Consider the following 22,012-nt stretch of genomic DNA (forward strand, 5'->3'; position numbering starts at 1 on the left):
GGGTTCAAGACCCGATCAGTTGGAACAAGGTAATGGGCGATATAGAAGGCAGTTCTAGGGCGGCGCAAAGCGCGCAACCTCAGGACAGCAGTACTGAAACGGAAGAGAAAACCGGTCTGTTTTCTCGAATCCTCGAAGTGTTTTCGAGCGATGATACTCAACCGGACCAGACGGTGAACGGACAAAACGCGGCTGTGGCGCAGCCACGCGGGATGATTAACCTGCGCCGGATGCGCGTTGAGGATGTTGCCATCCCTACCGCTGAAATCGTCTCGGTACCTTCAACGATCACAAAAGATGAACTGGCGGATGTTTTCCGGAGCAGTGGTATGTCAAGGATTCCTGTCTATGAGGGAACCTTGGATACACCGCTTGGTTTTGTTCATCTCAAGGATTTTGCCCTGACCCACGGTTTCAACGGTGGCGGCAAAGAGTTTGATCTGACCTCGATGCTGCGGACGCTATTGTTCGTGCCGCCATCCATGCCAATCGGCGTCTTGTTGACCAAGATGCAAACCGAGCGGCGTCACATGGCATTGGTGATTGATGAATATGGCGGCGTTGATGGACTGCTCACGATCGAAGACCTGATCGAGCAGGTCGTCGGCGAAATCGCTGACGAGCACGATGCGGATGAAGACCAGCTTTGGGTGCAGGAAAAGCCCGGATGTTATGTGGTGCAGGCGCGTGTGCCGCTCGAAGATTTCGAGGCCGAGATTGGCCGGTCTCTGACCAGTCATGAAGACGTCGACGAAGAGGAAATCGATACTCTGGGCGGGCTTGTGTTTATGCTCTCCGGCCGCGTTCCGGCGCGGGGTGAAGTTGTCATTCATCCAGAGGGTCCGGAATTCGAAGTGATCGAAGCGGATCCACGCCGTATCAAACGGCTGCGCGTCATGCTGCCGGACGTTGCTGCATGACCCCAGTACGGGGCTGGCCATTATCGTTGAGATTGTTGGCCGGTGCCGCCCTTGGCGGGGTAGGCGCGTTTGGTCAGGCACCTCATCTGTATTGGGGCGCAACCGTTTTGGTTCTTGTCCTGATTGTCCCGATCTTCCTTGCCAGCGAAACCCGAGGCCGGGCGGCATGGGTCGGCTGGGCCTTCGCGACCGGCTATTTTGCCCATGCCCTCGGCTGGATCATTGAGCCGTTTCAGGTAGATGCTGAACGCCATGCCTGGATGGCCCCGTTTGCGTTGGTGTTCATGGCGGGCGGGCTGGCCTTGTTCTGGGCCTCTGCATTCGGCCTGTCGCGCAGAATTGGTGCCACGCCAGTTCGTCAAGGCATATTACTGGTTGCAGTTTTGTCCCTGGCCGAAGTGGCGCGGGGATATGTGTTGACCGGCTTTCCATGGGCTGGGGTCGCGCAAATCTGGGTGGACACGCCAGTGGCGCAGATGCTGTCTCTGGTCGGGCCGTATGGGTTGAATGTGCTGACCTTTGCCGCAACATTCCTAATTGGCGCGGCATTGGTGCAGGACAAACCCTTGGACGGTTTGGTGCGGACTCTGAGTTTTACCGGCGTTATGGCAGCGATGGCGATTGCCTACGGGTCGACGCGACCCGTCGTTCAGGGTAGTTCGCATCTGGTTCGCGTGATCCAGCCGAATGCCCCTCAGCATCAAAAATGGGATCCGGCATATGCGCCTTTGTTTTTTGCGCGTCAGGTTGAGTATACTGCAGCCTCTCCTAGACCTGACCTGATTGTTTGGCCCGAGACCGCGGTTCCCGCATGGTTGGGCAGCGCACAACCGTTTCTGTCGACTATTGCGGATGCCGCGCAGGGTGCGCCGGTGATACTGGGGATTCAGCGCGCAGAAGGTCCGAGGATTTTCAACTCGCTGATCTATCTGGATGAAACCGGGCGTCTGGCAGGGGTGTATGACAAACACCATCTGGCGCCATTCGGCGAATATGTCCCCTTGGGTGATCTGATGGGGCGTTTCGGGATCAGTGGTCTGGCAACTACAACCGGGCACGGGTTCAGCGCGGGGCCGGGCCCTGCCCTGTTGGACCTCGGCAAGCTGGGAAAGGCGTTGCCACTGATTTGCTACGAAGCCGTCTTCCCGCAAGATGTGAACGGTGCGCCGGGTCGGGCTGATTTCTTGCTGCAAATCACAAATGACGCCTGGTTTGGAACTCGGTCGGGACCGTTTCAACACCTGGTGCAAGCCCGGATGAGGGCAATTGAGCAGGGCTTGCCGATGATCCGTTCGGCCAATACCGGTATATCGGCCATGATTGACCCATTGGGTCGTTTGACTGCGTCGTTGGCTCTGGGTGAGGCTGGATATGTGGACGCCGTGCTGCCGCAACCACACCGTCGCACGACTTATGCACGTATCGGGGACAGTCCGATCGTTGTTGTCTTACTGTTTATTCTGGCAATGGCGCTGTTTGGTACCCGCGGCAACCGGGCAATTAGAGATTGACCCCAACTTTGGGCAAGCGTATGCGTCTGTGGTCTGCCACAACGGCTTCCTGGCGTGGCGGAGAAACCTTAATGGAGCACATTTATGTCCCGACAGAACTATACTTTTACTTCGGAATCCGTTTCTGAAGGGCATCCGGATAAGGTCTGTGACCGTATCTCAGATGCTGTCCTTGATGCATTTCTGAATGAAGAGCCTGAAGCGCGCGTGGCCTGCGAAACCTTTGCCACGACCAACCGCATCGTTATCGGTGGCGAAGTTGGTCTGTCGGACAAGGACAAACTGCACGACTACATGGGCCGCATCGAAGAGATCGCGCGCGAGTGCGTGAAAGATATCGGATATGAGCAGGACAAATTCCACCACGAAACCGTCGAGGTTACAAACCTTCTGCACGAACAATCCGCCCATATCGCGCAGGGCGTGGATGCCGCGGACAACAAGGACGAAGGCGCTGGCGACCAGGGCATCATGTTCGGCTTCGCGACAACCGAGACGCCTGCGCTTATGCCGGCACCGATCCAGTATTCGCACGCAATCCTGCGGCGTCTGGCCGAAGTGCGCAAGAACGGCACCGAGCCTGCACTGGGGCCGGATGCGAAATCTCAATTGTCGGTCGTTTATCAAAACGGCAAACCGGTCGGCGTCAGTTCGATCGTTCTGTCGACGCAGCATCTGGACGAGGCGCTGACGTCGGATGACATCCGCGCCATCGTTGAACCTTATATCCGTGAAACTCTGCCCGAAGGCTGGTTGTCGGCTGATACCGAATGGCACGTCAACCCGACCGGAAAATTCGTTATTGGCGGGCCGGATGGCGACGCTGGTCTGACCGGTCGTAAGATCATCGTGGATACCTATGGTGGCGCAGCCCCGCATGGTGGCGGCGCATTCTCGGGCAAAGACCCGACCAAGGTTGACCGTTCGGCGGCCTATGCCGCGCGCTATCTGGCGAAAAACGTCGTAGCCGCCGGTATGGCCGAGCGCTGCACCATTCAGTTGAGCTATGCCATTGGCGTATCGAAGCCGCTGTCGATCTATGCAGACACGCATGGCACGGGCCAGATCGACGATGCTGCTATCGAAAAAGCAGTTGGTGAGGTCATGGATCTAACACCCCGCGGCATTCGTCAGCACCTTCAGCTGAACAAGCCGATCTACCAGCGTACAGCGGCTTACGGTCACTTTGGCCGCGAACCGGATGCGGATGGCGGTTTTAGCTGGGAACGCACTGATCTGGTCGACGCGCTGAAATCCGCAGTTTGATCTGAAAAATCCAAAGCGCGCCTTCAGGGGCGCGCTTTTTTTGGGGCGGTGCACGCCCTTGCAACGTACTCCACTGCGCAGTATGGCCACCGCCATGAGCACAGAGACCCCACAACGCCCGCGCAGAAACTTTTATGGCCGCTTCAAGGGCAAGACCCTGAAGCCCAGTCAAAAGACCTATCTGAACGAAGATCTGGCCGCCTTGTCGCCCGGCGCCGTGGACTGGGCCTCGAATCCCGAACGCAAGCCACTGGACCTGAACGATCTGTTCGGCGGCAAGCCGGTCTGGTTGGAAATTGGCTTCGGAGGTGGTGAGCATCTGGTGCACCAGGCGCAAAACAATCCTGACATTGGCATCATCGGGGCCGAGCCATACATCAACGGTGTTGCCATGCTGCTGGGCAGAATCCGTCAGGCAGGTGTTGAAAACCTTGCCGTGCACCCCGGCGATGTGCGCGATCTGTTCGACGTGCTGCCAGAGGCCAGCATTTCGCGCGCGTTCCTTCTCTATCCCGACCCATGGCCCAAAACGCGGCATCATCGCCGTCGATTTGTAACCCAGGAACATCTTGAACCGCTGGCGAAAGTGCTGAAACCCGGGGCGATCTTCCGGGTTGCAACTGACATTCCCGATTATGTGCGTCAGACCTTGGAAGAGGTTCCGCGCGCCGGGTTTGAATGGCTGGCCGAACGCCCTTCTGACTGGCGCGAGCCGTGGGGCGACTGGATCTCCACGCGATACGAACAGAAGGCGCTGCGCGAGGGTCGGACACCTCACTACCTGACCTTCCGACGCAAAGGCTGATTGCCGCTGGACCAACGGGCGTCAATTCGCTAATCGGCTTGAGCACTGATAGCGCAAAAGGAGCCCTCATGTCCGGACACGGCACGCCCATCCCGATGACCTCGCATCCCTGCGGCCCGCTGACCGGCACGGCCGAGGTGCCCGGCGACAAGTCGATTTCGCACCGGTCGCTGATCCTTGGTGCGATGGCCGTGGGTGAAACCAGGATTTCGGGTTTGCTGGAAGGCGAAGACGTACTGGATACCGCAAAGGCGATGCGTGCCTTCGGCGCTGAGGTCACAGAGCACGGAAACGGGGAATGGACAGTGCACGGCGTGGGTGTCGGTGGCTTCGCCGAACCGGGTCAGGTGATCGACTGTGGCAACTCGGGAACCGGTGTGCGGCTGATCATGGGGGCGATGGCGACCTCTCCGATCACGGCGACCTTTACCGGTGATGCCAGTCTGAACAAACGCCCCATGGCGCGGGTGACTGACCCTCTGGCCTTGTTTGGGGCACAATCGGTTGGGCGATCCGGCGGGCGCTTGCCGATGACCATCGTCGGCGCTGCGGACCCGACCCCTGTGCGATACGAAGTTCCTGTGCCGTCGGCGCAGGTGAAATCCGCCGTACTTTTGGCGGGTCTGAATGCCCCCGGAAAGACCGTTGTGATCGAGAAAGAGGCTACGCGTGACCATTCCGAACGGATGCTGGCTGGATTTGGTGCCGAAATCACGGTCGAGGATACCGACGAGGGCCGTGTTATCACTCTGACCGGTCGCCCGGAGCTGAAGCCACAGGTCATCGCTGTACCGCGCGATCCGTCCAGCGCGGCTTTTCCGGTTTGCGCGGCATTGATCACACCTGGATCGGATGTTTTGGTGCCGGGGATCGGTTTGAACCCCACACGCGCGGGCCTTTTTACAACCTTGCGCGAGATGGGCGCTGATCTGACCTATGAAAACGAACGCGAAGAAGGGGGCGAGCCGGTTGCCGATTTGCGCGCCAAGTACTCGCCCAACATGAAAGGCATCGACGTTCCTTCCGAGCGTGCCGCCTCGATGATTGATGAATACCCGGTTCTGTCTGTGGTGGCTGCAAATGCCACAGGCACAACGATGATGGGCGGCGTGAAAGAGCTGCGCGTGAAGGAAAGCGACCGGATTGACGCCATGGCCCGTGGCCTGCGCGCCAACGGGGTGACAGTCGCTGAAGGCGACGACTGGTGGTCGGTTGAAGGGCTGGGCATCGGCAACGTTCCGGGCGGCGGCACCTGCGAAAGCTTTCTGGATCACCGCATTGCCATGTCGTTCATGGTGATGGGTATGGGGGCGCAGAATCCCGTAAGCGTGGATGATGGTGGCCCGATTGCAACGTCGTTCCCGATCTTTGAACCACTGATGGCGTCGCTGGGCGCAAAGGTACAGCGCACGTGAGTTTCACGGTTGCCATTGACGGACCAGCGGCTGCGGGCAAGGGCACGATATCCAAGGCTGTGGCGGCGCATTTCGGCTTTGCCCATCTGGACACGGGCTTGCTGTATCGCGCTGTCGGAAGGCGGACCCTGGAAGGGGTTGACGCGCTTGAGGCCGCACAGGCCCTGACAGCGGAAGAACTTGAACAAGGCGACCTGCGCACCGCCGAGATTGCGCAGGCAGCTTCCAAAGTGGCGGTTCTTCCGGAAGTTCGTGCGGCCTTGGTCAATTTTCAGCGCGCTTTTTCCCGCAGGGCAGGTGGGGCCGTTCTGGACGGTCGTGATATCGGCACGGTGATTTGTCCGAATGCCGAAGTGAAGCTGTTTGTAACAGCCAGTGCTGAAGTGCGCGCCGAGCGACGCTTCCTGGAGCTAAGTGCAAAAGGCGCTGACGTAACCCGTGAACAGGTTCTGGCAGATGTCAGAGAACGGGATGCGCGAGATGCTGAGCGCAGCACCGCTCCGATGAAACCCGCTGAGGATGCCGTGCGGTTGGACACCACCGATTTGAGTATCGAGGCGGCGTTGGCCAAAGCCCTTGAGGTGATCAACGCAAAACTGCCCGCGACGCGTTAACGCCGCAGGCAAACGGGGCAGGTCTTACAGCTCGCCCACGGCGACGGTTTTGATATTCGCCCATTGGTCATCCGCCGTCTTTGCGGTGGCGACAACGTCCTTCAAAAAGGCTGCCCGGGTTTCCGCGTTCAGGAACAGAAACAGTTTTCCGTCTGCGACAAGGTATTGATCCGGGTCACCGTCAAACTTCTTGCCGACCGATACGCCGAATGAACAGAAGCCACCATGCTGCGGCAGGTATGCAGCAGGGTTTGCCTCGAACGCTTCACGGTTCGCGGCGGACGTGAAATAATAGGAGGCTCCGTCATAAGTTGACGAGTGAGTGGCGAAGCCTTCGACCGGGTTGCCATCATTGACCAATGCAACCAGATCAACGCCATGTGCGGCCAGTGGCGCACCAGCGGCTGAAATGCCGTTGGACACGTTGATTTCGTCAGCGGCAAAGGCCGGGGTGGACAGGGCAATTGCAGTCGCCATGGCGGCAAAGATGAGAGATTTCATAATATTTTCCTTTTGGTTCTGGTTTCGGGTCGACCTCTTTGTCGACCGATAAAGCTAAAATAGGGAAAGGATACGGAACGTTTAATCTCAGATACGTCACCAAATCTTGCAGATCGTACAAACAGTCGAATGGTTGGCGTTCACTCTCCAATTCTCCACCATCCATCCTGTGACGCAGGAAGCCGGGCGCCGCGTGACGCGCGAAAAGTTGAGACATATCACTTTTGCGTTGCATGCTGAGGCTTAGCCGCGTGGTTCGGTTCCCGGTACCAAGATTCCTTCGGGCAAGAACCTGCCGCGGACCATGCAGACTTTTTCAGTCAGAACCTGCTATCATTCAGGTTGCCATCTTGCATTGGGGATCAGCGCTAGGCAGGAGTTCCTGCGCGCGCTGCCGCGCACCATAGGCTTTGCACTTGCACCGGTTCAAGATTCAGCCTATACGCGCGCTGTCGATACAAGGGCGGTCAACGTCCGGATGACGTTTCTGAGCAGGGCCGGGTTAACTCGGCCCTTTGTGTTTGTTTGCTCGGGGCGCACCGGATCACGCCTGAAGACGTCATGAAACAAGACCGGCGGAGACAACCGCTCGGCCAGCAAAAACGTACTGTAAAGGAAATGAACGCCACATGGCTAACACATCCATGGAGGAATTCGAAGCCCTCCTGAACGAAAGCTTCGAAATGGACACGCCCGAAGAGGGTTCTGTTGTCAAAGGCAAGATCCTGGCGATTGAAGCCGGTCAAGCCATCATCGACGTCGGCTATAAAATGGAAGGCCGCGTTGATCTGAAAGAATTCGCAAATCCCGGCGAAGCCCCTGAAATCGCTGTCGGCGACGAGGTCGAAGTTTACCTGCGTGCCGCAGAAAACGCCCGTGGCGAAGCCGTCATCTCGCGCGAGATGGCCCGCCGCGAAGAGGCATGGGATCGTCTGGAAAAAGCATATGCCGACGACCAGCGTGTCGATGGTGCAATCTTTGGCCGCGTCAAAGGTGGCTTCACCGTCGATCTGGGTGGCGCAGTTGCATTCCTGCCTGGTTCGCAGGTTGACGTACGCCCCGTACGCGACGCAGGCCCGCTGATGGGTCTGAAGCAGCCGTTCCAGATTCTGAAAATGGACCGCCGCCGTGGCAACATCGTTGTGTCGCGTCGCGCAATCCTGGAAGAATCGCGTGCCGAACAGCGCGCCGAAGTCATCGGCAACCTGACCGAAGGTCAGAACGTCGAGGGCGTGGTCAAGAACATCACCGAATATGGTGCATTTGTTGACCTGGGCGGCGTTGATGGCCTGCTGCACGTCACTGACATGGCATGGCGCCGTGTAAACCACCCGTCTGAGATCCTGACGATCGGCGAAACCATCAAGGTTCAGGTCATCAAGATCAACAAAGACACTCACCGCATCAGCCTGGGCATGAAGCAGCTTCAGGAAGATCCGTGGGATCTGGTTGCCGCCAAGTACCCGCTGGGCTCGGTCCATCAGGGTCGCGTCACCAACATCACCGACTACGGCGCATTCGTCGAACTGGAAGCCGGTGTCGAAGGTCTGGTGCACGTGTCCGAGATGTCCTGGACCAAGAAAAACGTCCACCCCGGCAAGATCGTCTCGACCAGCCAGGAAGTCGACGTCATGGTTCTGGAAATCGACGGCGCCAAACGCCGCGTGTCTCTGGGCCTGAAACAGACTCAGCGCAACCCATGGGAAGTGTTTGCAGAAACACACCCCGAGGGCACCGAGGTCGAAGGCGAAGTCAAGAACATCACCGAATTTGGTTTGTTCATTGGCCTCGAGGGCGACATCGACGGCATGGTTCACCTGTCGGACCTGTCCTGGGACGAACGTGGCGAGGATGCAATCCAGAACTACCGCAAAGGCGACATGGTTTCGGCCGTTGTCTCGGAAGTGGATGTCGAAAAAGAACGTATCTCGCTGTCGATCAAAGCTCTGGGTGGTGACAAGTTCGCAGAAGCCGTTGGCGGCGTGAAGCGTGGCTCGGTCATCACTGTCGAAGTGACCGCAATCGAAGATGGCGGCATCGAGGTCGAGTACGAAGGCATGAAGTCGTTCATCCGCCGTTCCGACCTGTCGCGTGACCGTTCCGAACAGCGCCCCGAGCGTTTCTCGGTCGGTGACAAGGTTGATGTCCGCGTAACCAACGTTGACAGCAAGACCCGCCGTCTGGGCCTGTCGATCAAGGCACGCGAGATCGCCGAAGAGAAAGAAGCCGTGGAACAGTACGGTTCTTCCGACTCGGGCGCGTCGCTGGGCGACATTCTGGGTGCAGCGCTGAAGTCGGGCGACTAAGCCCGGGGCGCATCCCAAGTATGATTTACGGCCTCGCATGGAAGTGCGGGGCCGTTTTTGTTGCGAATCAACATGTTCCAAACACACTGCTAAAACTCGATATTGTTCGCGCTTGAAGTGTGTAAATCGGCCTGTCGGGCAAAATTTCGCGTGAGAATATGGCAAAATAAGGCATCAACACGCAGAGTATCCGTTCCCCCGTTCTGGGTTTTTTCCTATACTGTCAAAACAGTAGACCTGTCACACCGGCTGCCTGGGAGGGTATCTCGAATGATCCGTTCAGAACTGATTCAGAAAATCGCTGACGAAAACCCGCATCTCTATCAGCGTGATGTCGAGCGGATTGTGAACACCGTGTTCGAAGAAGTCACCGATGCCATGGCGCGCGGCGACCGGGTCGAACTGCGTGGCTTTGGCGCGTTTTCGGTGAAAAAGCGGGATGCCCGCGTAGGGCGCAACCCCCGTACCGGTGAAACCGTTCAGGTCGAGGAAAAATGTGTACCATTTTTCAAAACTGGCAAGTTGCTCAGGGATCGTTTGAACGGTAAAGCCTGACCTCATGATGCGTTACCTTCGATATGCTTTTCTTGGGACTCTCGGGATCGTTCTGATTTCCGTGTCCTTGGCGAATGTTCAGTCTGTTGAACTGAAACTGATGCCCGATGCTCTGGCCGAGCTTCTGGGCTTTAACGTCAGTACCTCTTTACCGCTTTTTCTGGTCGTTCTCGGTGGCGTTGTCGCCGGTTTGATCATCGGTTTCATGTGGGAATGGCTGCGGGAACATAAACACCGCCGCGATGCGACCGTGAAAAAAGGCGAGGTCCGCAAGCTTGAACGCGAAGTCAAGAAGCTCAAGAAAAAGCAGAACGAGGGTAAGGATGATATTCTGGCCCTACTCGACGAGGCCAGCTGAGGCTTATGTCTACCGATGTATCCGTTAAAATCTGCGGTTTGACCGCATCAGAACATGTGCGTGCTGCGGTTGAAGCCGGCGCGCGCTATGTCGGGTTCAACTTTTTTCCCAAATCGCCCCGTTACGCACCAATACCGCAAGCCGCGGCCTTGGCCGCCGAAGTACCAGTCGGCGTTGCCAAGGTCGCTCTGGCCGTGAATTTCTCGGACGCGCAGCTTGATGAGATTGTCGCTGGGGTTCCGCTGGATATGTTGCAGCTTCACGGCGGAGAGTGCCCCGAGCGTGTGGCAGAGGTCAAGCAGCGCTATGGCCTGCCCGTCATCAAGGCGATCGGTGTGGCGGAGGCCGAGGACTTGGCAGCGATTGATCTGTATTCCGAAGTTGCAGACCAGCTTCTGATCGATGCAAAGCCGCCGAAGAATTCGGAACTTCCCGGAGGCAACGGTCTTCCTTTTGACTGGCGGCTGCTGGCAGGTCGCAAATACTGGCGCAGGCCGTGGATGTTGTCCGGTGGTCTCAACCCGGACAATGTCGCTGAGGCGATCCGCATGACTGGTGCGCGGCAAGTCGATGTGGCGTCGGGTGTTGAAAGCGCGCCGGGCGTAAAGGACGCGGGACTGATACAGGCATTTATTGACGCGACACGCTGATTTTGTTTGCCTCCGCAAGGGGGCAATATGGTGCGTTTTGCCATGGCAAATCTCGCGACGACCACCTATGACAGTCAGGTACGACGAGGGAGACACCCATGGCCAACGATCTTTTCAATTCCTTCATGTCCGGCCCTGACGAGCAAGGGCGCTTTGGCATATTCGGCGGGCGTTTTGTCAGCGAAACGCTGATGCCGCTGATCCTGTCACTGGAAGAGGAATACAACAAAGCCAAGGATGATCCGACCTTCTGGGCCGAGATGGATGATCTGTGGGCCAACTATGTGGGCCGTCCCTCGCCCCTGTATTACGCGGAACGCCTGACCGAGCATCTGGGCGGGGCGAAGATCTATCTGAAACGTGATGAGCTGAACCACACCGGCGCACACAAGATCAACAACGTGCTGGGCCAGATCATTCTGGCGCGACGCATGGGCAAGACCCGGATCATTGCCGAGACCGGGGCAGGGCAGCACGGTGTCGCGACAGCCACGGTCTGTGCGAAATTTGGTCTGAAATGCATCGTTTATATGGGTGCCCATGACGTGCAACGTCAGGCCCCGAACGTGTTTCGTATGCGCTTGCTGGGGGCCGAGGTGATTCCGGTCACTTCGGGTCGTGGTACGCTGAAGGACGCGATGAATGACGCGCTGCGCGACTGGGTGACCAATGTGCGCGATACGTTCTACTGCATCGGAACAGTGGCCGGTCCGCACCCATACCCGGCGATGGTGCGTGATTTCCAGTCGATCATTGGCAAGGAAGCGAAAGAGCAGATGATGAAGGCCGAAGGCCGCCTGCCGGATACGATCATTGCGGCTATCGGTGGCGGCTCGAACGCGATGGGCCTGTTCTATCCTTTCCTTGATGACAAGGACGTCAACATCATCGGTGTTGAGGCCGGCGGTAAAGGTGTGAACGAAAAGATGGAGCATTGTGCCTCGCTGACAGGCGGTCGCCCGGGTGTGCTGCATGGCAACCGGACCTATCTGTTGCAGGATGATGACGGGCAGATTCTGGAAGGCTATTCGATCTCGGCCGGTCTGGACTATCCGGGTATCGGCCCCGAGCATTCCTGGTTGCATGAGGTCGGTCGCGCGACTTACGTCTCGATTACCGACACGGAAGCGCTTGAGGCATTCCAGCTGTGCTGTGCCACCGAGGGAATAATTCCAGCTCTGGAACCCAGCCACGCCCTGGCGCATGTCATGAAGATCGCGCCCGAGTTGCCCAAGGACCACCTGATCTGCATGAATATGTGCGGACGCGGTGACAAGGATGTTCAGACCGTCGCAAAATATCTGAACTTCGATATGTCAGACACCGAAGGCCGCACTGCAGGGTGATTTCAACCAGGACCGCACCGGGGCCACATGCCCCGGTTGACAATCTTGATCGAACAAGTAGCGGGGAAAACCCGTCGGTCCACCCGTGATTGTAATGCCCCTTTGAAATGGCTTTCGAATCTGATTGCTGTTTTTCCGGGCGCAGCCGGATGTTGTTCCTGCCCTGGCCCGGCATCCGGTTTTGTCACGCGTGCTCGCCCTCGCAAGCGATCCTTTTGGACCCGATGGAGCCCGTGCAAAGAATCGTCCACAAGCGATATCGCCCTGTTCAACTTGTGCCAGAAGGTTTCCAAATGGTGGTCAGTGTAGCAACTGGAGCCACACTGTTGCAAAAATGCTGAACTGACAGCGATTATGTCCCTTCTGTCTTTGCAGACGAATTTCAAGCGCTGCCTGTCTCACGGTTCTTTCTCCACGCGACGACACAGTAAAAATTGGGTGTTTCAAGCTGTCTGAGAGTTGGTTCAGGTCAAAACCCGGTTGTTCCAACAACACTGTGTGGTCCGCACGCCCTAGTTGAATCCCGCAGCGTTCTATACAGCGTCTTCCAATTGAATTAACTTCTCATTAACCGGCGATTTGCCGCCGGTTCTGGGGATGTCTCTGCGAAGACGGGGCAAGGATGACGCTGCTTGGGATGTGATTTTGACCCCGGGCACTCTGGTGTTTGGCACCCACGCGGTGCTGTAGGAGGTAATATGGTTTGGTCCGCAATCACGAGGCTGTCATGTCTCTGTCTTCTGGTTTCCGCGCTTTTGATGGGAAGCGTCAAAGAGGGTCTGGCATTTGGCAACCCGTCCTTTCCGTCCCAGACAGTCGCAACACCTAACGGCGGGCAGATTTTCTTTTCCAATCTCCAAGGCACTGCAACAGCGTTTATGTCTTTGGGCGTTTCGGGAGAAGGCCCCGGAGGATCGTTCTATTTCAACAATGGTGTTTTGACTCAACCTGCTATAACGCCGGCAGGATTGGCCAATCTGGGGTATATTGGCGCGACGATACTCAGCCAGAACGGAGCGGACTCCACTTACGCCACTGATGGCTATCTTGGAGTCATGTTCACCGCGCGCGAAACCGTCGGAGGGCCGCTTTACCTTTATGAAATCGCGCTGTCCGGCGTCACGAATACCCAGATTATCAACACGCGGACTTTGGCCGACACGACGCAGCCGACGGCCTCAATCGGTGCACTGACAACAATCGGCAACGGTACGTTCCAAGCGGTGATCACACTTAGTGAACCCAGCACAGATTTCACAGTGGGCGACTTGTCGGTTACCAATGCTTCAGCCACCCTGACAGGGTCCGGAACCAATTATGTCGCAACGTTGACTGCGCAAAATAACGGTACAATTGAGCTGTTTATTCCCGCTGGCGTTTTTTCTGATGCCGCCGGGAACCTGAATCTTGCATCCAACAGGGTCAGCACACAACAGGGCGTAACGGATACACAGCGACTGGTGCAGGCCTTTCAGAACGCCCGGGCCAACAGCCTTGTGACCAATCAGCCAGAGCTGACGCAGTTTCTTCAGCAATCGGGATCAGGTGCGTTGGACTCATCAGTGACGCAGGGATCGGGGTATCTGAAATTTGCAAGTGATCCAACTCAACCGGTCTGGTTCAATCTGTCCGGTAACTGGAGCTCGCAAAACGATTACGACAGTTCTTATGCCTTGGCCGTGGTGGGGGCGCATGGCTGGGTGAACTCGAACCTTCTGATCGGTGCCATGTTGCAGATCGACTATGCCGAAACCGAAAACGGCCCGGCCAGCGTGGATGGCAAAGGGTGGCTGGTCGGGCCTTATGTCGTCGCAAAACTACCTAGCCAGCCGGTGTTTTTCGAGGGGCGCGTTCTGTACGGTCAGGCCGATAACGATATTTCCCCGCTGGGCACCTATACCGACAGTTTCGATAGCGAGCGCTGGCTGATCCAGTCGCGCGTAACCGGAGAGATGAAGCGCGGGAACCTGACGCTTATGCCGTTGCTGGACATCAGCTATGCCAGCGACAATCAGGAGACTTATACTGATAGTCTGGGCAACCTGATTCCGCAGCAGGATTTCAGCCTGACCACCGCACGGTTGGGCATGGATTTCAGCCATCCAATCCAAGTGTCGCGCGGTCAGATGATGCTGACCGGTGGTCTATCTGGTATTTGGAGCACAACATCCGGCACAGGCACTGTTCCTGGCGTGACACCGATAGGGGATACGGCCCGTGCACGCGCTGATCTGGGTTTTGACTACCGACTGGAAAACGACAGCCTTCTGGCCGCAAATCTGTTCTATGATGGTATCGGTGAAAGCGGATTTGAAAACTACAGTGTCAGCCTGATCTGGCAAATGGCATTCTGAATCCGCCGTGTGCTATTTTGGGAGTCCGTCAGGTCTTCGCCTTGTTTTGGAGCAGAATGTCGAGCGGTACGATCTCAAGCGCGCGTTGATGTGTCGCCTCCAGATGAACCTGTGGCGCACATCCTTCGTCATGAGCTTGCAAAAACCGGCTTGCACATAAACACCAGCTGTCACCTGGGCGAAGGCCGGGAAAGCCGAATTCGGGCCGTGCCGTGCTCAGATCATTACCCACATATTTTGAGAACGCCAGAAATTCGGCTGTCATCACGGCGCAGACTGTGTGACTACCCTGATCCTCGGCGCAGGTATTGCACGCGCCATCCCGGAAAAACCCTGTCAAAGGGTCGCGTGAGCAAGGGGCCAAAAAGCCACCCAGTACATTTACACTGTCTTGTTTCTGCATAATGGCATCTTACAGACTTTCCGCAATCTTGCGGAACATTTCGATGTTAAGATCATTTACGCTGGGTTCACGGAACAGCCTGTCTGCACCAGTTGTCACAATTAGAACGCCCCTGGGCTGGTTGAAATAGATGTACTGACCATAGACACCGCGGGCCAGAAACTCTCCTTCATGTGCGCCGCGGGGAATCCACCATTGATACCCGTACCCGATCTCTCCTTGTGCGGTCGGTGCGCTGGGTTGGGTGGCTTCGAAAATCCATTCGGCAGGAACCAGTTGCTTTCCGTTCGCGATGCCGTCCTGAAGGATCATTTGTCCGAACCGGGCGAAATCACGCGTGGTGAAGTTGAGGCCACCCAAAACAAAAGCGACCCCTGCACCATCAGTGATGTAGTATCCGTCCCGCTCCAGCCCCAACGGTTGAAGTATCTTTTCCGTCAGAAGGTCTGCCACGTTCCGCCCGGTCGCACCGCGTATCACCATGCCCAGAACATGGGTGTCGATCGACACGTATTGCCAGGTTTCACCCGGCGTCGCAAAGCTGTCCCGCAGCGAGGCTGCGAAATCGTCCAACTCACCACCCAGCGCAACCACACGCCCCATCCGATTGATGTCGGAATTTGGGTCGAGATAATCTTCATCAAACGTCACGCCGCTTGCCATGTTCAGCACGTTGCGGATCGATGCAGCCTCATACGCGCTGCCCTTCAGTTTGGGCGCATATTTGACAACCGGGTCATCCAACGACCCGATTGCACCCTCTTGCAGCAGGATACCGAAAAGCGCCGAAAGATAGCTTTTGGCGACCGACCAGGAAATCCTCCGGTCATCAGACCCGGTTCCAAGATAATATTCCTCGAACCTGATTTTGCCGTCCTGCATAACCAGCAACGACGTGACCGCGCGTTCATCGATCCAGCTGTCGGTTCCCTCCGGCAGCTCGAACCCTTCGCCATAAGGCAGGTCCCAGGTAGGTGCGTCGCCACGCGGCAGGTTCACGGTTAGAAAAGCTTCGTCCATGTGCGAGAAATTGTGAACGATCTTCTCTTCAGAAAATAAAGAGTTTACGGCCAAAAGGCGCTGCAACTCTTCGCGTTTCCACAGCCCGACGGCAGTGGCGGCCAGAACCAGCGCCAGCACGATGCGCAGCACCCACTTCAAGATGGATTTCATCGCATTGCCTCCCTAGTTGGGCGGTATTGGAACGCGGGAGATCACATTCCGCAACCTCTACGTAACGGAAAGAGGCCGACGTGCTACCTGAATTTGTCCAAAAGCTTCTGCATCGCCGACCGGTCATCGTCCGCGGCGTCGGGTGCGCCTGTTGAAGGTGTGTCGGTTTTTGGGGCAGCGTTCTTTGATGATCGCGGCGGGGCAGTGCGCAATGCAACCGCATTCATGAACTTGCCGCCCTCGTCCTGTGCCAGGTAGGGTGCTCCGTCCGAAACACCCCAAAGAACGTCGTCCAGCCATTCGGCTTCGGATTTTGCAAAGTCGTTCAGGACATATCCCGACACCATTTCCTTGCGGCCCGGATGCCCGATCCCAAGGCGCACGCGATCATAAGCCGCCCCGATATGCTCATGGATCGAGCGCAGACCGTTGTGCCCGGCGTGCCCGCCCCCTGCCTTGACACGCAGCTTGCCCGGAGCAAGGTCCAGCTCGTCATGGAACACAACAACGTCGGTGGAGTCGAGCTTGTAAAACCGCATCGCCTCGCCGACGGATTGACCCGAACGGTTCATGTAGGTTTGCGGTTTCAACAGCAGGACTTTCTCGGTGCCAAGTCGACCTTCCGAAATCTCGCCCTGAAACTTCGATTTCCAGGGGCCAAACCCGTGATCCTCTGCGATCCGGTCCAGGGCCATGAACCCGATATTGTGCCGGTTCCGGGCATATTTCTGGCCCGGGTTTCCCAATCCAACAAACAGCTTCATGTTTCCGTTTTGCCTCTGTAGCTCCAAAGCCATTTCATGCCCGGAAATTGCCAGGAAATCCAGTCAGGCCTGATGACTGAACCCGCAAAAAAAAACGGGGCTCACCCGAGCCCCGCTTCAAAGTCGGAAACATTGTTCCAGACTTATTCTTCTTCTTTTCTGACAACTTCGACTTCATCGGCTGCAACTTCACCATCTTCATCGTCGTCGCTGGTGGACAGGCCAGTCGGTGCCGAGATGTTGGCAATCACAAAGTCACGATCGATGGTCGGTTTGGTGCCCTCAGGCAGTTCAACCGACGAAATGGTCACGACGTCATTGATGTTCAGACCGGTCAGATCAACAGTGATCTTTTCAGGAATGTCACCGGCGGTGCAGATCAGTTCGACTTCCGGGCGGACAACGGTCAGAACGCCACCCTTTTTGATGCCAGGGGCCACCCCTTCATTGATGAACTCAACGGGGATGAACAACGCGATCTTGGTGGTCCGGCGCAGGCGCATCAGGTCCAGATGGGTCGGCAGGTCTTTGACGACATCACGCTGAACGTCGCGGCAGATGACGCGCACGTCATCGTGGCCTTCAACTTTCAGGTTCCACAAGGTCGACTTGAACCGGCCCGCTTTCAGGCGCTTGAACAGGACGTTGAACGGGATCTGGATTGGCAACGGATCTTTGTCACCACCAAATACGATGCCCGGAACCATGCCGTCGCGGCGTGCCTGACGAGCGGCGCCCTTGCCTGTCCCCGTCCGTTCCAGAGCTACGAGATCAGGAATCTCACCAGCCATGATATATTCTCCAATGTTAGGGCGGGCATCCTCCAAGGCTGTATACCCGCGTGAAGCCGCGTCCTTAGCTTGATTCACCCGATTTGGAAAGAGGTAATCTTGCCATGCGTTCAGCTGGGTTCCACCGCCTATCCCGGAGTGTCGATCTGGCGGACGGATGAAGGATCCCCAGCTTCATCTGGCCAAAAATATCCCGGGGGAGGCGCCCGGAACGGGCGTCGGGGGCAGAGCCCCCCTGTTTGACCGGTTACGCTTGCCAGCGGCCCCCGAAGTTTTCAGGTATCAGCAGATTGTGACGCCCCAACGCGGCCACGTTTTTCTCACCACAAAGCGCCATTGTAGTGTCAAGCTCCCTCTGGATCAGCTCAAGCGCCGTGGTGACACCTTTCTGACCCATGGCACCCAGACCATACACAAACGCGCGGCCAACATAGGTCCCTTTTGCCCCAAGCGCCAAGGCTTTGAGCACGTCTTGCCCGGACCGGATGCCGCTGTCCAGATGCACCTCGATATCGCCACCGACCGCATCCATGATCTCGGGCAGGACACGAATTGAGCTTAGCGCGCCGTCAAGCTGACGCCCACCATGGTTTGACACGACAATTGCATCGGCACCCAGCTTGGCGGCCATCCTTGCGTCCTCCGCATCAAGGATGCCCTTGAGGATCACTTTCCCGCCCCATTGCTCCATCAGTTTTTCAACCTTGGACCAGTCAAGGCTGGGGTCGAACTGTTCTGCGGTCCAGGCCCCCAATGACGATGCGTCCGAAATACCATGCACATGCCCCACGATGTTGCCGAACTCGCGCCGCTGGGCCCGCAGCATTTCAATGCCCCATACCCATTTGGTCATCAGGTTGGCGATGGTTTTTGCCGTCAGTTTGGGCGGGGCCGACAGACCGTTTTTCAGGTCCTTGTGCCGTTGGCCCAGAATTTGCAGGTCGAGCGTGATCACAAGTGCGGAACATCTGGCATCTTTTGCCCGCTGGATCAGGCGGTTGATGTAGTCCGTGTCTTTCATTGTATAAAGCTGGAACCAGAATGGCTTGTCGGTATACCCGGCCACATCTTCTATCGAGTTGATGGACATGGTGGACAGCGTAAAGGGTACACCAAATTCTTCGGCGGCTTTGGCGGCCTTCATCTCTCCGTCTGCATGTTGCATCCCCGTCAACCCGACCGGCGCCAGCGCAACAGGCATTGAAACGTCTTCGCCAATCATTTGCGAAGTTGTCGACCGACCGGACATGTCGACCGCAACCCTTTGGCGAAGGCGTATTTTTTCAAAATCGGTGCTGTTGTCGCGAAAGGTCTGTTCTGTCCAGCTGCCGCTTTCGGCGTAGTCATAGAACATACGGGGCACGCGGCGTTCATATATGCGTTTGAGGTCTTCGATATTGGTGATCACAGGCATGAAAACAGGGCTCCGCGTTCATTGGTTAGTTTTCTTTACCAATTCATTCCCAAGGCTGCAATGTCTTGACGTCACAGTGAAGGAACACGAAAAACCCGCCGCGGTATCCGCGACGGGTCACAATTCTCGCATGTTGCCTGCGAAATCAGGCGCTGTGCGCGCCATCCGAAAGAGATTTCACAAAGGTCAGCACTTCGGCCACAGGTTTACCTGCGCCGATCTGGCTGACGATCGCTGACCCGACCACCGCGCCGTCCGACACCGAGGCAATATTGCGCGATTTCTCAGGCGTGTTGATCCCGAACCCCACGATCACCGGCAGATCGGTCGCGGCCTTGATGCGAGCAACCTCGGGGCCAACATCGGTTGCTTCTGCCTCGGCTGCGCCAGTGATCCCGGTGATCGAGACATAATACACAAAGCCCGAAGTGTTTTGCAGAACGCGTGGCAGTCGTTTGTCATCCGTAGTCGGGGTTGCAAGGCGAATAAAATTCAGACCTGCCGCTTGCGCGGGCAGGCAGAGTTCTGCGTCCTCTTCGGGGGGGAGGTCCACCACGATCAAACCGTCAATCCCTGCCGCTTTTGCATCGGCCAGAAACGCGTCGACACCCCGGCTGTAGATCGGGTTGTAATACCCCATCAGGACAATGGGGGTTGTATCGTCCGTTTCCCGAAACGTTCGTGCCAGATCCAATGTGCGTTGCAAGGTCATGCCCCGCTCAAGCGCACGTTGGCCTGCGGCCTGAATAGTAGGGCCGTCGGCCATCGGGTCGGTAAAGGGCAGGCCCAGCTCGATAACATCCACGCCAGCACCAGGCAGGCCTTTGACCACTTCAAGCGAAGTGTCATAGTCGGGATCCCCGGCCATGACATAGGCGACAAAGGCCTTCTTGCCTTCAGCTTTCAGGGCGGCGAACTTGGCGTCGATACGGGTCATCGGATGTCCTTGCACTCGGGTTTCGACCTGATGTGCAGAAACTTTGACCGAAAATCAATCCCGCCCAGACAGGAATGGATCAGAAGCCCAGATGATAGCGTACCAGCAGGGCATTCACGCCCGGGTTCTCGTCATTTGTGCTGGCGTTGGATTTATGGGTAAGTGCGACAGACACGCTATTGCCATTGTTCAGGTTATAGCCAAGTCCCAAAAGGCTGCGAATCTGGAAATCGCCCCCCAAATCATTCAGGTCGTTGCTGGCGTTATAATACCCAGGCATCACGCTGCCTTCCACGAACCAGCGATCGCTTAGCGCATACTGCCCGATCAGGCCCGCGCCGATATGCGTGTCCCCATCCTCATCTACGGTTAGGGCCGCGCCCAAACCGGCGCGAAACCGCGTGGCCTGATGAAATGGCGTGTGGTGGTATTCGATCGAGATCAGACCCTGATCTTCAGATGTGTCTTCAGAATAGTCCGCGTATCCGGCACCAAAAACAACGGTCTGGGCTTGGGCTGACGCGCAGGCCGTTGCCGCCAGTACGGTTGCAAGAAAAAAGTGTTTCATCTGTGTCCGCCAACAAAAAGTGATCGTGCGCTATTAACTGGTATTCGTAGCCGTCGTTTTTCAATTTCGGCAAGAACACGTTTTCCAAACAATTTTGTGATGTGGCGAAATGGACTCTGCCAAAGAGCCGCCAGCAATCCCTTGCGCAATCAGGCGGACCTGCATAGAAGCTGCGATCGTATTCTATGCAGGAGGCCGTGATGGGCTTTAAAATGGGAATCGTGGGTCTGCCGAATGTCGGCAAGTCGACCCTGTTCAATGCGCTGACCAAAACCGCAGCTGCGCAGGCCGCGAACTTCCCGTTCTGCACCATCGAGCCAAATGTCGGGGATGTTGCGGTTCCCGACGCCCGCCTCGACAAGTTGGCGGCGATTGCATCCTCAAAACAGATCATCCCAACGCGGATGACTTTTGTGGATATTGCGGGTCTGGTAAAAGGCGCGTCAAAGGGCGAAGGGCTGGGCAACCAGTTTCTGGCGAACATTCGCGAAACGGATGCGATTGCCCATGTGCTGCGCTGTTTCGAAGACGGCGACGTGACACATGTAGACGGGCGCGTTGATCCGGTTGCGGACGCTGACACGATCGAAACCGAGTTGATGCTGGCCGATTTGGAAAGCATCGAAAAGCGTCGGGCCAATCTGGTGCGCAAGCTGAAGGGCAACGACAAAGAAGCGCAGCAGCAGGATCGCCTGCTGGCCCAGGCGCAGGCCATGCTGGAAAGCGGCAAGCCCGCACGTCTGGTCGACGTCAGCGACGAAGACGCCAAGGCGTGGACGATGTTGCAACTTCTGACCACCAAACCGGTTCTGTACGTCTGCAACGTGTCCGAGGAAGACGCCGCAAAAGGCAACGAATTCTCTGCCCGCGTGGCCGGTATGGCTGCTGCTCAGGGCAATGCCCATGTGATTATCAGCGCCAAGATCGAAGAAGAAATCAGCCTGCTGGATGAGGACGAAGCCCAGATGTTCCTTGAGGAAATGGGACTGGAAGAGCCCGGCCTGGACCGTCTGATCCGCGCCGGTTACGATCTGCTAAAGCTGGAAACCTATTTCACCGTCGGCCCGAAAGAGGCCCGCGCCTGGACCATCCGCACCGGCACCGCTGCACCGCAAGCAGCAGGTGTGATCCATGGCGATTTCGAAAAGGGCTTCATCCGCGCCGAGACCATCGCCTATGACGACTATGTCGCTGCCAATGGCGAACACGGCGCGAAAGAGGCGGGTAAGATGCGGGCAGAGGGTAAAGGCTATATCGTCAAGGACGGCGATGTGATGCACTTTTTGTTTAATACCTGATCAATTGGGCTGTTCCTGTCGGGTGAGCGGGGTATCCTGCCCTATCCGCAGCATTGGAGCTTT

Annotated in this window: 21 protein-coding genes and 1 riboswitch; of the genes, 13 read left to right on the forward strand and 8 right to left on the reverse strand. The window is 57.0% G+C overall.

What is annotated here, in order from left to right:
- Positions 1-32 precede the first annotated feature (32 nt).
- The 6 genes from AC2FLU_RS13145 to cmk all read left to right on the forward strand — a co-directional run bounded on the left by AC2FLU_RS13145 (position 33) and on the right by cmk (position 6,531).
- The gene (locus AC2FLU_RS13145; protein ID WP_480476819.1) at positions 33-920 is read left to right on the forward strand and encodes a hemolysin family protein; all 888 of its coding nucleotides are present in this window, start codon (positions 33-35) and stop codon (positions 918-920) included.
- On the forward strand, positions 917-2,431 hold the full coding sequence (gene lnt, locus AC2FLU_RS13150) for an apolipoprotein N-acyltransferase (RefSeq protein ID WP_480554532.1): 1,515 nt from the start codon (positions 917-919) through the stop codon (positions 2,429-2,431). The genes AC2FLU_RS13145 and lnt overlap by 4 nt, the downstream gene beginning before the upstream one ends.
- Positions 2,432-2,461: 30 nt before the next feature.
- Positions 2,462-2,510, forward strand: a riboswitch (SAM-SAH riboswitch).
- Between the two features lie 5 nt (positions 2,511-2,515).
- Positions 2,516-3,697, forward strand: a complete 1,182-nt coding sequence (gene metK / locus AC2FLU_RS13155; protein WP_480518737.1) for a methionine adenosyltransferase — start codon at positions 2,516-2,518, stop codon at positions 3,695-3,697.
- 94 nt (positions 3,698-3,791) lie between these two features.
- The gene (gene trmB, locus AC2FLU_RS13160) at positions 3,792-4,502 is read left to right on the forward strand and encodes a tRNA (guanosine(46)-N7)-methyltransferase TrmB (RefSeq protein ID WP_480473788.1); all 711 of its coding nucleotides are present in this window, start codon (positions 3,792-3,794) and stop codon (positions 4,500-4,502) included.
- 68 nt (positions 4,503-4,570) lie between these two features.
- Positions 4,571-5,917, forward strand: a complete 1,347-nt coding sequence (gene aroA / locus AC2FLU_RS13165; RefSeq protein WP_480488258.1) for a 3-phosphoshikimate 1-carboxyvinyltransferase — start codon at positions 4,571-4,573, stop codon at positions 5,915-5,917.
- Positions 5,914-6,531 carry a (d)CMP kinase gene (gene cmk / locus AC2FLU_RS13170; protein ID WP_480488256.1) on the forward strand — a complete coding sequence of 206 codons (618 nt, stop codon included), beginning with the start codon at positions 5,914-5,916 and terminating at the stop codon, positions 6,529-6,531. The genes aroA and cmk overlap by 4 nt, the downstream gene beginning before the upstream one ends.
- Positions 6,532-6,555: 24 nt before the next feature.
- On the opposite strand, the gene AC2FLU_RS13175 is transcribed toward cmk, so the two are convergent.
- A complete protein-coding gene (locus tag AC2FLU_RS13175; RefSeq protein WP_480473785.1) occupies positions 6,556-7,032 on the reverse strand; it encodes a YHS domain-containing (seleno)protein in 477 nt (158 codons plus the stop codon).
- 629 nt (positions 7,033-7,661) lie between these two features.
- On the opposite strand from AC2FLU_RS13175, the gene rpsA reads away from it, so the two are divergent.
- The 6 genes from rpsA to AC2FLU_RS13205 all read left to right on the forward strand — a co-directional run bounded on the left by rpsA (position 7,662) and on the right by AC2FLU_RS13205 (position 14,601).
- Entirely contained in the window at positions 7,662-9,338 is a 1,677-nt protein-coding gene (gene rpsA, locus AC2FLU_RS13180; RefSeq protein WP_480473784.1) for a 30S ribosomal protein S1, read from the forward strand.
- A 270-nt stretch (positions 9,339-9,608) separates the two neighbouring features.
- Positions 9,609-9,893: an integration host factor subunit beta gene (gene ihfB / locus AC2FLU_RS13185; RefSeq protein WP_050603110.1), complete on the forward strand. Its 285-nt coding sequence runs from the start codon at positions 9,609-9,611 to the stop codon at positions 9,891-9,893.
- 7 nt (positions 9,894-9,900) lie between these two features.
- The gene (locus AC2FLU_RS13190) at positions 9,901-10,251 is read left to right on the forward strand and encodes a lipopolysaccharide assembly protein LapA domain-containing protein (protein WP_209505811.1); all 351 of its coding nucleotides are present in this window, start codon (positions 9,901-9,903) and stop codon (positions 10,249-10,251) included.
- Positions 10,252-10,256: 5 nt separating this feature from the next.
- Positions 10,257-10,901, forward strand: coding sequence for a phosphoribosylanthranilate isomerase (locus AC2FLU_RS13195; RefSeq protein ID WP_480473783.1), 645 nt, complete (start codon positions 10,257-10,259; stop codon positions 10,899-10,901).
- Between the two features lie 98 nt (positions 10,902-10,999).
- Positions 11,000-12,247, forward strand: a complete 1,248-nt coding sequence (gene trpB, locus AC2FLU_RS13200; RefSeq protein WP_480554530.1) for a tryptophan synthase subunit beta — start codon at positions 11,000-11,002, stop codon at positions 12,245-12,247.
- A 698-nt stretch (positions 12,248-12,945) separates the two neighbouring features.
- Complete coding sequence (locus AC2FLU_RS13205) at positions 12,946-14,601, forward strand: Ig-like domain-containing protein (RefSeq protein ID WP_496812004.1); 1,656 nt, start codon at positions 12,946-12,948, stop codon at positions 14,599-14,601.
- A 28-nt stretch (positions 14,602-14,629) separates the two neighbouring features.
- On the opposite strand, the gene AC2FLU_RS13210 is transcribed toward AC2FLU_RS13205, so the two are convergent.
- The 7 genes from AC2FLU_RS13210 to AC2FLU_RS13240 form a co-directional block, all read right to left on the reverse strand.
- Complete coding sequence (locus AC2FLU_RS13210) at positions 14,630-15,004, reverse strand: DUF2237 family protein (RefSeq protein ID WP_480473780.1); 375 nt, start codon at positions 15,002-15,004, stop codon at positions 14,630-14,632.
- Positions 15,005-15,013: 9 nt separating this feature from the next.
- Positions 15,014-16,177 (reverse strand): serine hydrolase domain-containing protein, encoded by a 1,164-nt coding sequence (locus AC2FLU_RS13215; protein ID WP_480473779.1) that lies wholly within the window; start codon positions 16,175-16,177, stop codon positions 15,014-15,016.
- Positions 16,178-16,260: 83 nt separating this feature from the next.
- The gene (gene pth / locus AC2FLU_RS13220) at positions 16,261-16,941 is read right to left on the reverse strand and encodes an aminoacyl-tRNA hydrolase (RefSeq protein WP_480518747.1); all 681 of its coding nucleotides are present in this window, start codon (positions 16,939-16,941) and stop codon (positions 16,261-16,263) included.
- Positions 16,942-17,084: 143 nt separating this feature from the next.
- Positions 17,085-17,732 (reverse strand): 50S ribosomal protein L25/general stress protein Ctc, encoded by a 648-nt coding sequence (locus AC2FLU_RS13225; protein WP_480473778.1) that lies wholly within the window; start codon positions 17,730-17,732, stop codon positions 17,085-17,087.
- A 247-nt stretch (positions 17,733-17,979) separates the two neighbouring features.
- Positions 17,980-19,146: an alpha-hydroxy acid oxidase gene (locus AC2FLU_RS13230; protein ID WP_480546307.1), complete on the reverse strand. Its 1,167-nt coding sequence runs from the start codon at positions 19,144-19,146 to the stop codon at positions 17,980-17,982.
- Positions 19,147-19,291: 145 nt separating this feature from the next.
- Complete coding sequence (gene trpA, locus AC2FLU_RS13235) at positions 19,292-20,083, reverse strand: tryptophan synthase subunit alpha (RefSeq protein ID WP_496808821.1); 792 nt, start codon at positions 20,081-20,083, stop codon at positions 19,292-19,294.
- Positions 20,084-20,162: 79 nt separating this feature from the next.
- Complete coding sequence (locus tag AC2FLU_RS13240; RefSeq protein WP_480518754.1) at positions 20,163-20,651, reverse strand: acyloxyacyl hydrolase; 489 nt, start codon at positions 20,649-20,651, stop codon at positions 20,163-20,165.
- Between the two features lie 200 nt (positions 20,652-20,851).
- Here AC2FLU_RS13240 and ychF point away from each other — a divergent pair, with 200 nt between their 5' ends.
- Positions 20,852-21,949 carry a redox-regulated ATPase YchF gene (gene ychF / locus AC2FLU_RS13245; protein ID WP_496808822.1) on the forward strand — a complete coding sequence of 366 codons (1,098 nt, stop codon included), beginning with the start codon at positions 20,852-20,854 and terminating at the stop codon, positions 21,947-21,949.
- Positions 21,950-22,012: the final 63 nt, after the last annotated feature.

The organism is Ruegeria sp. SAZD013 (genome assembly GCF_059612525.1).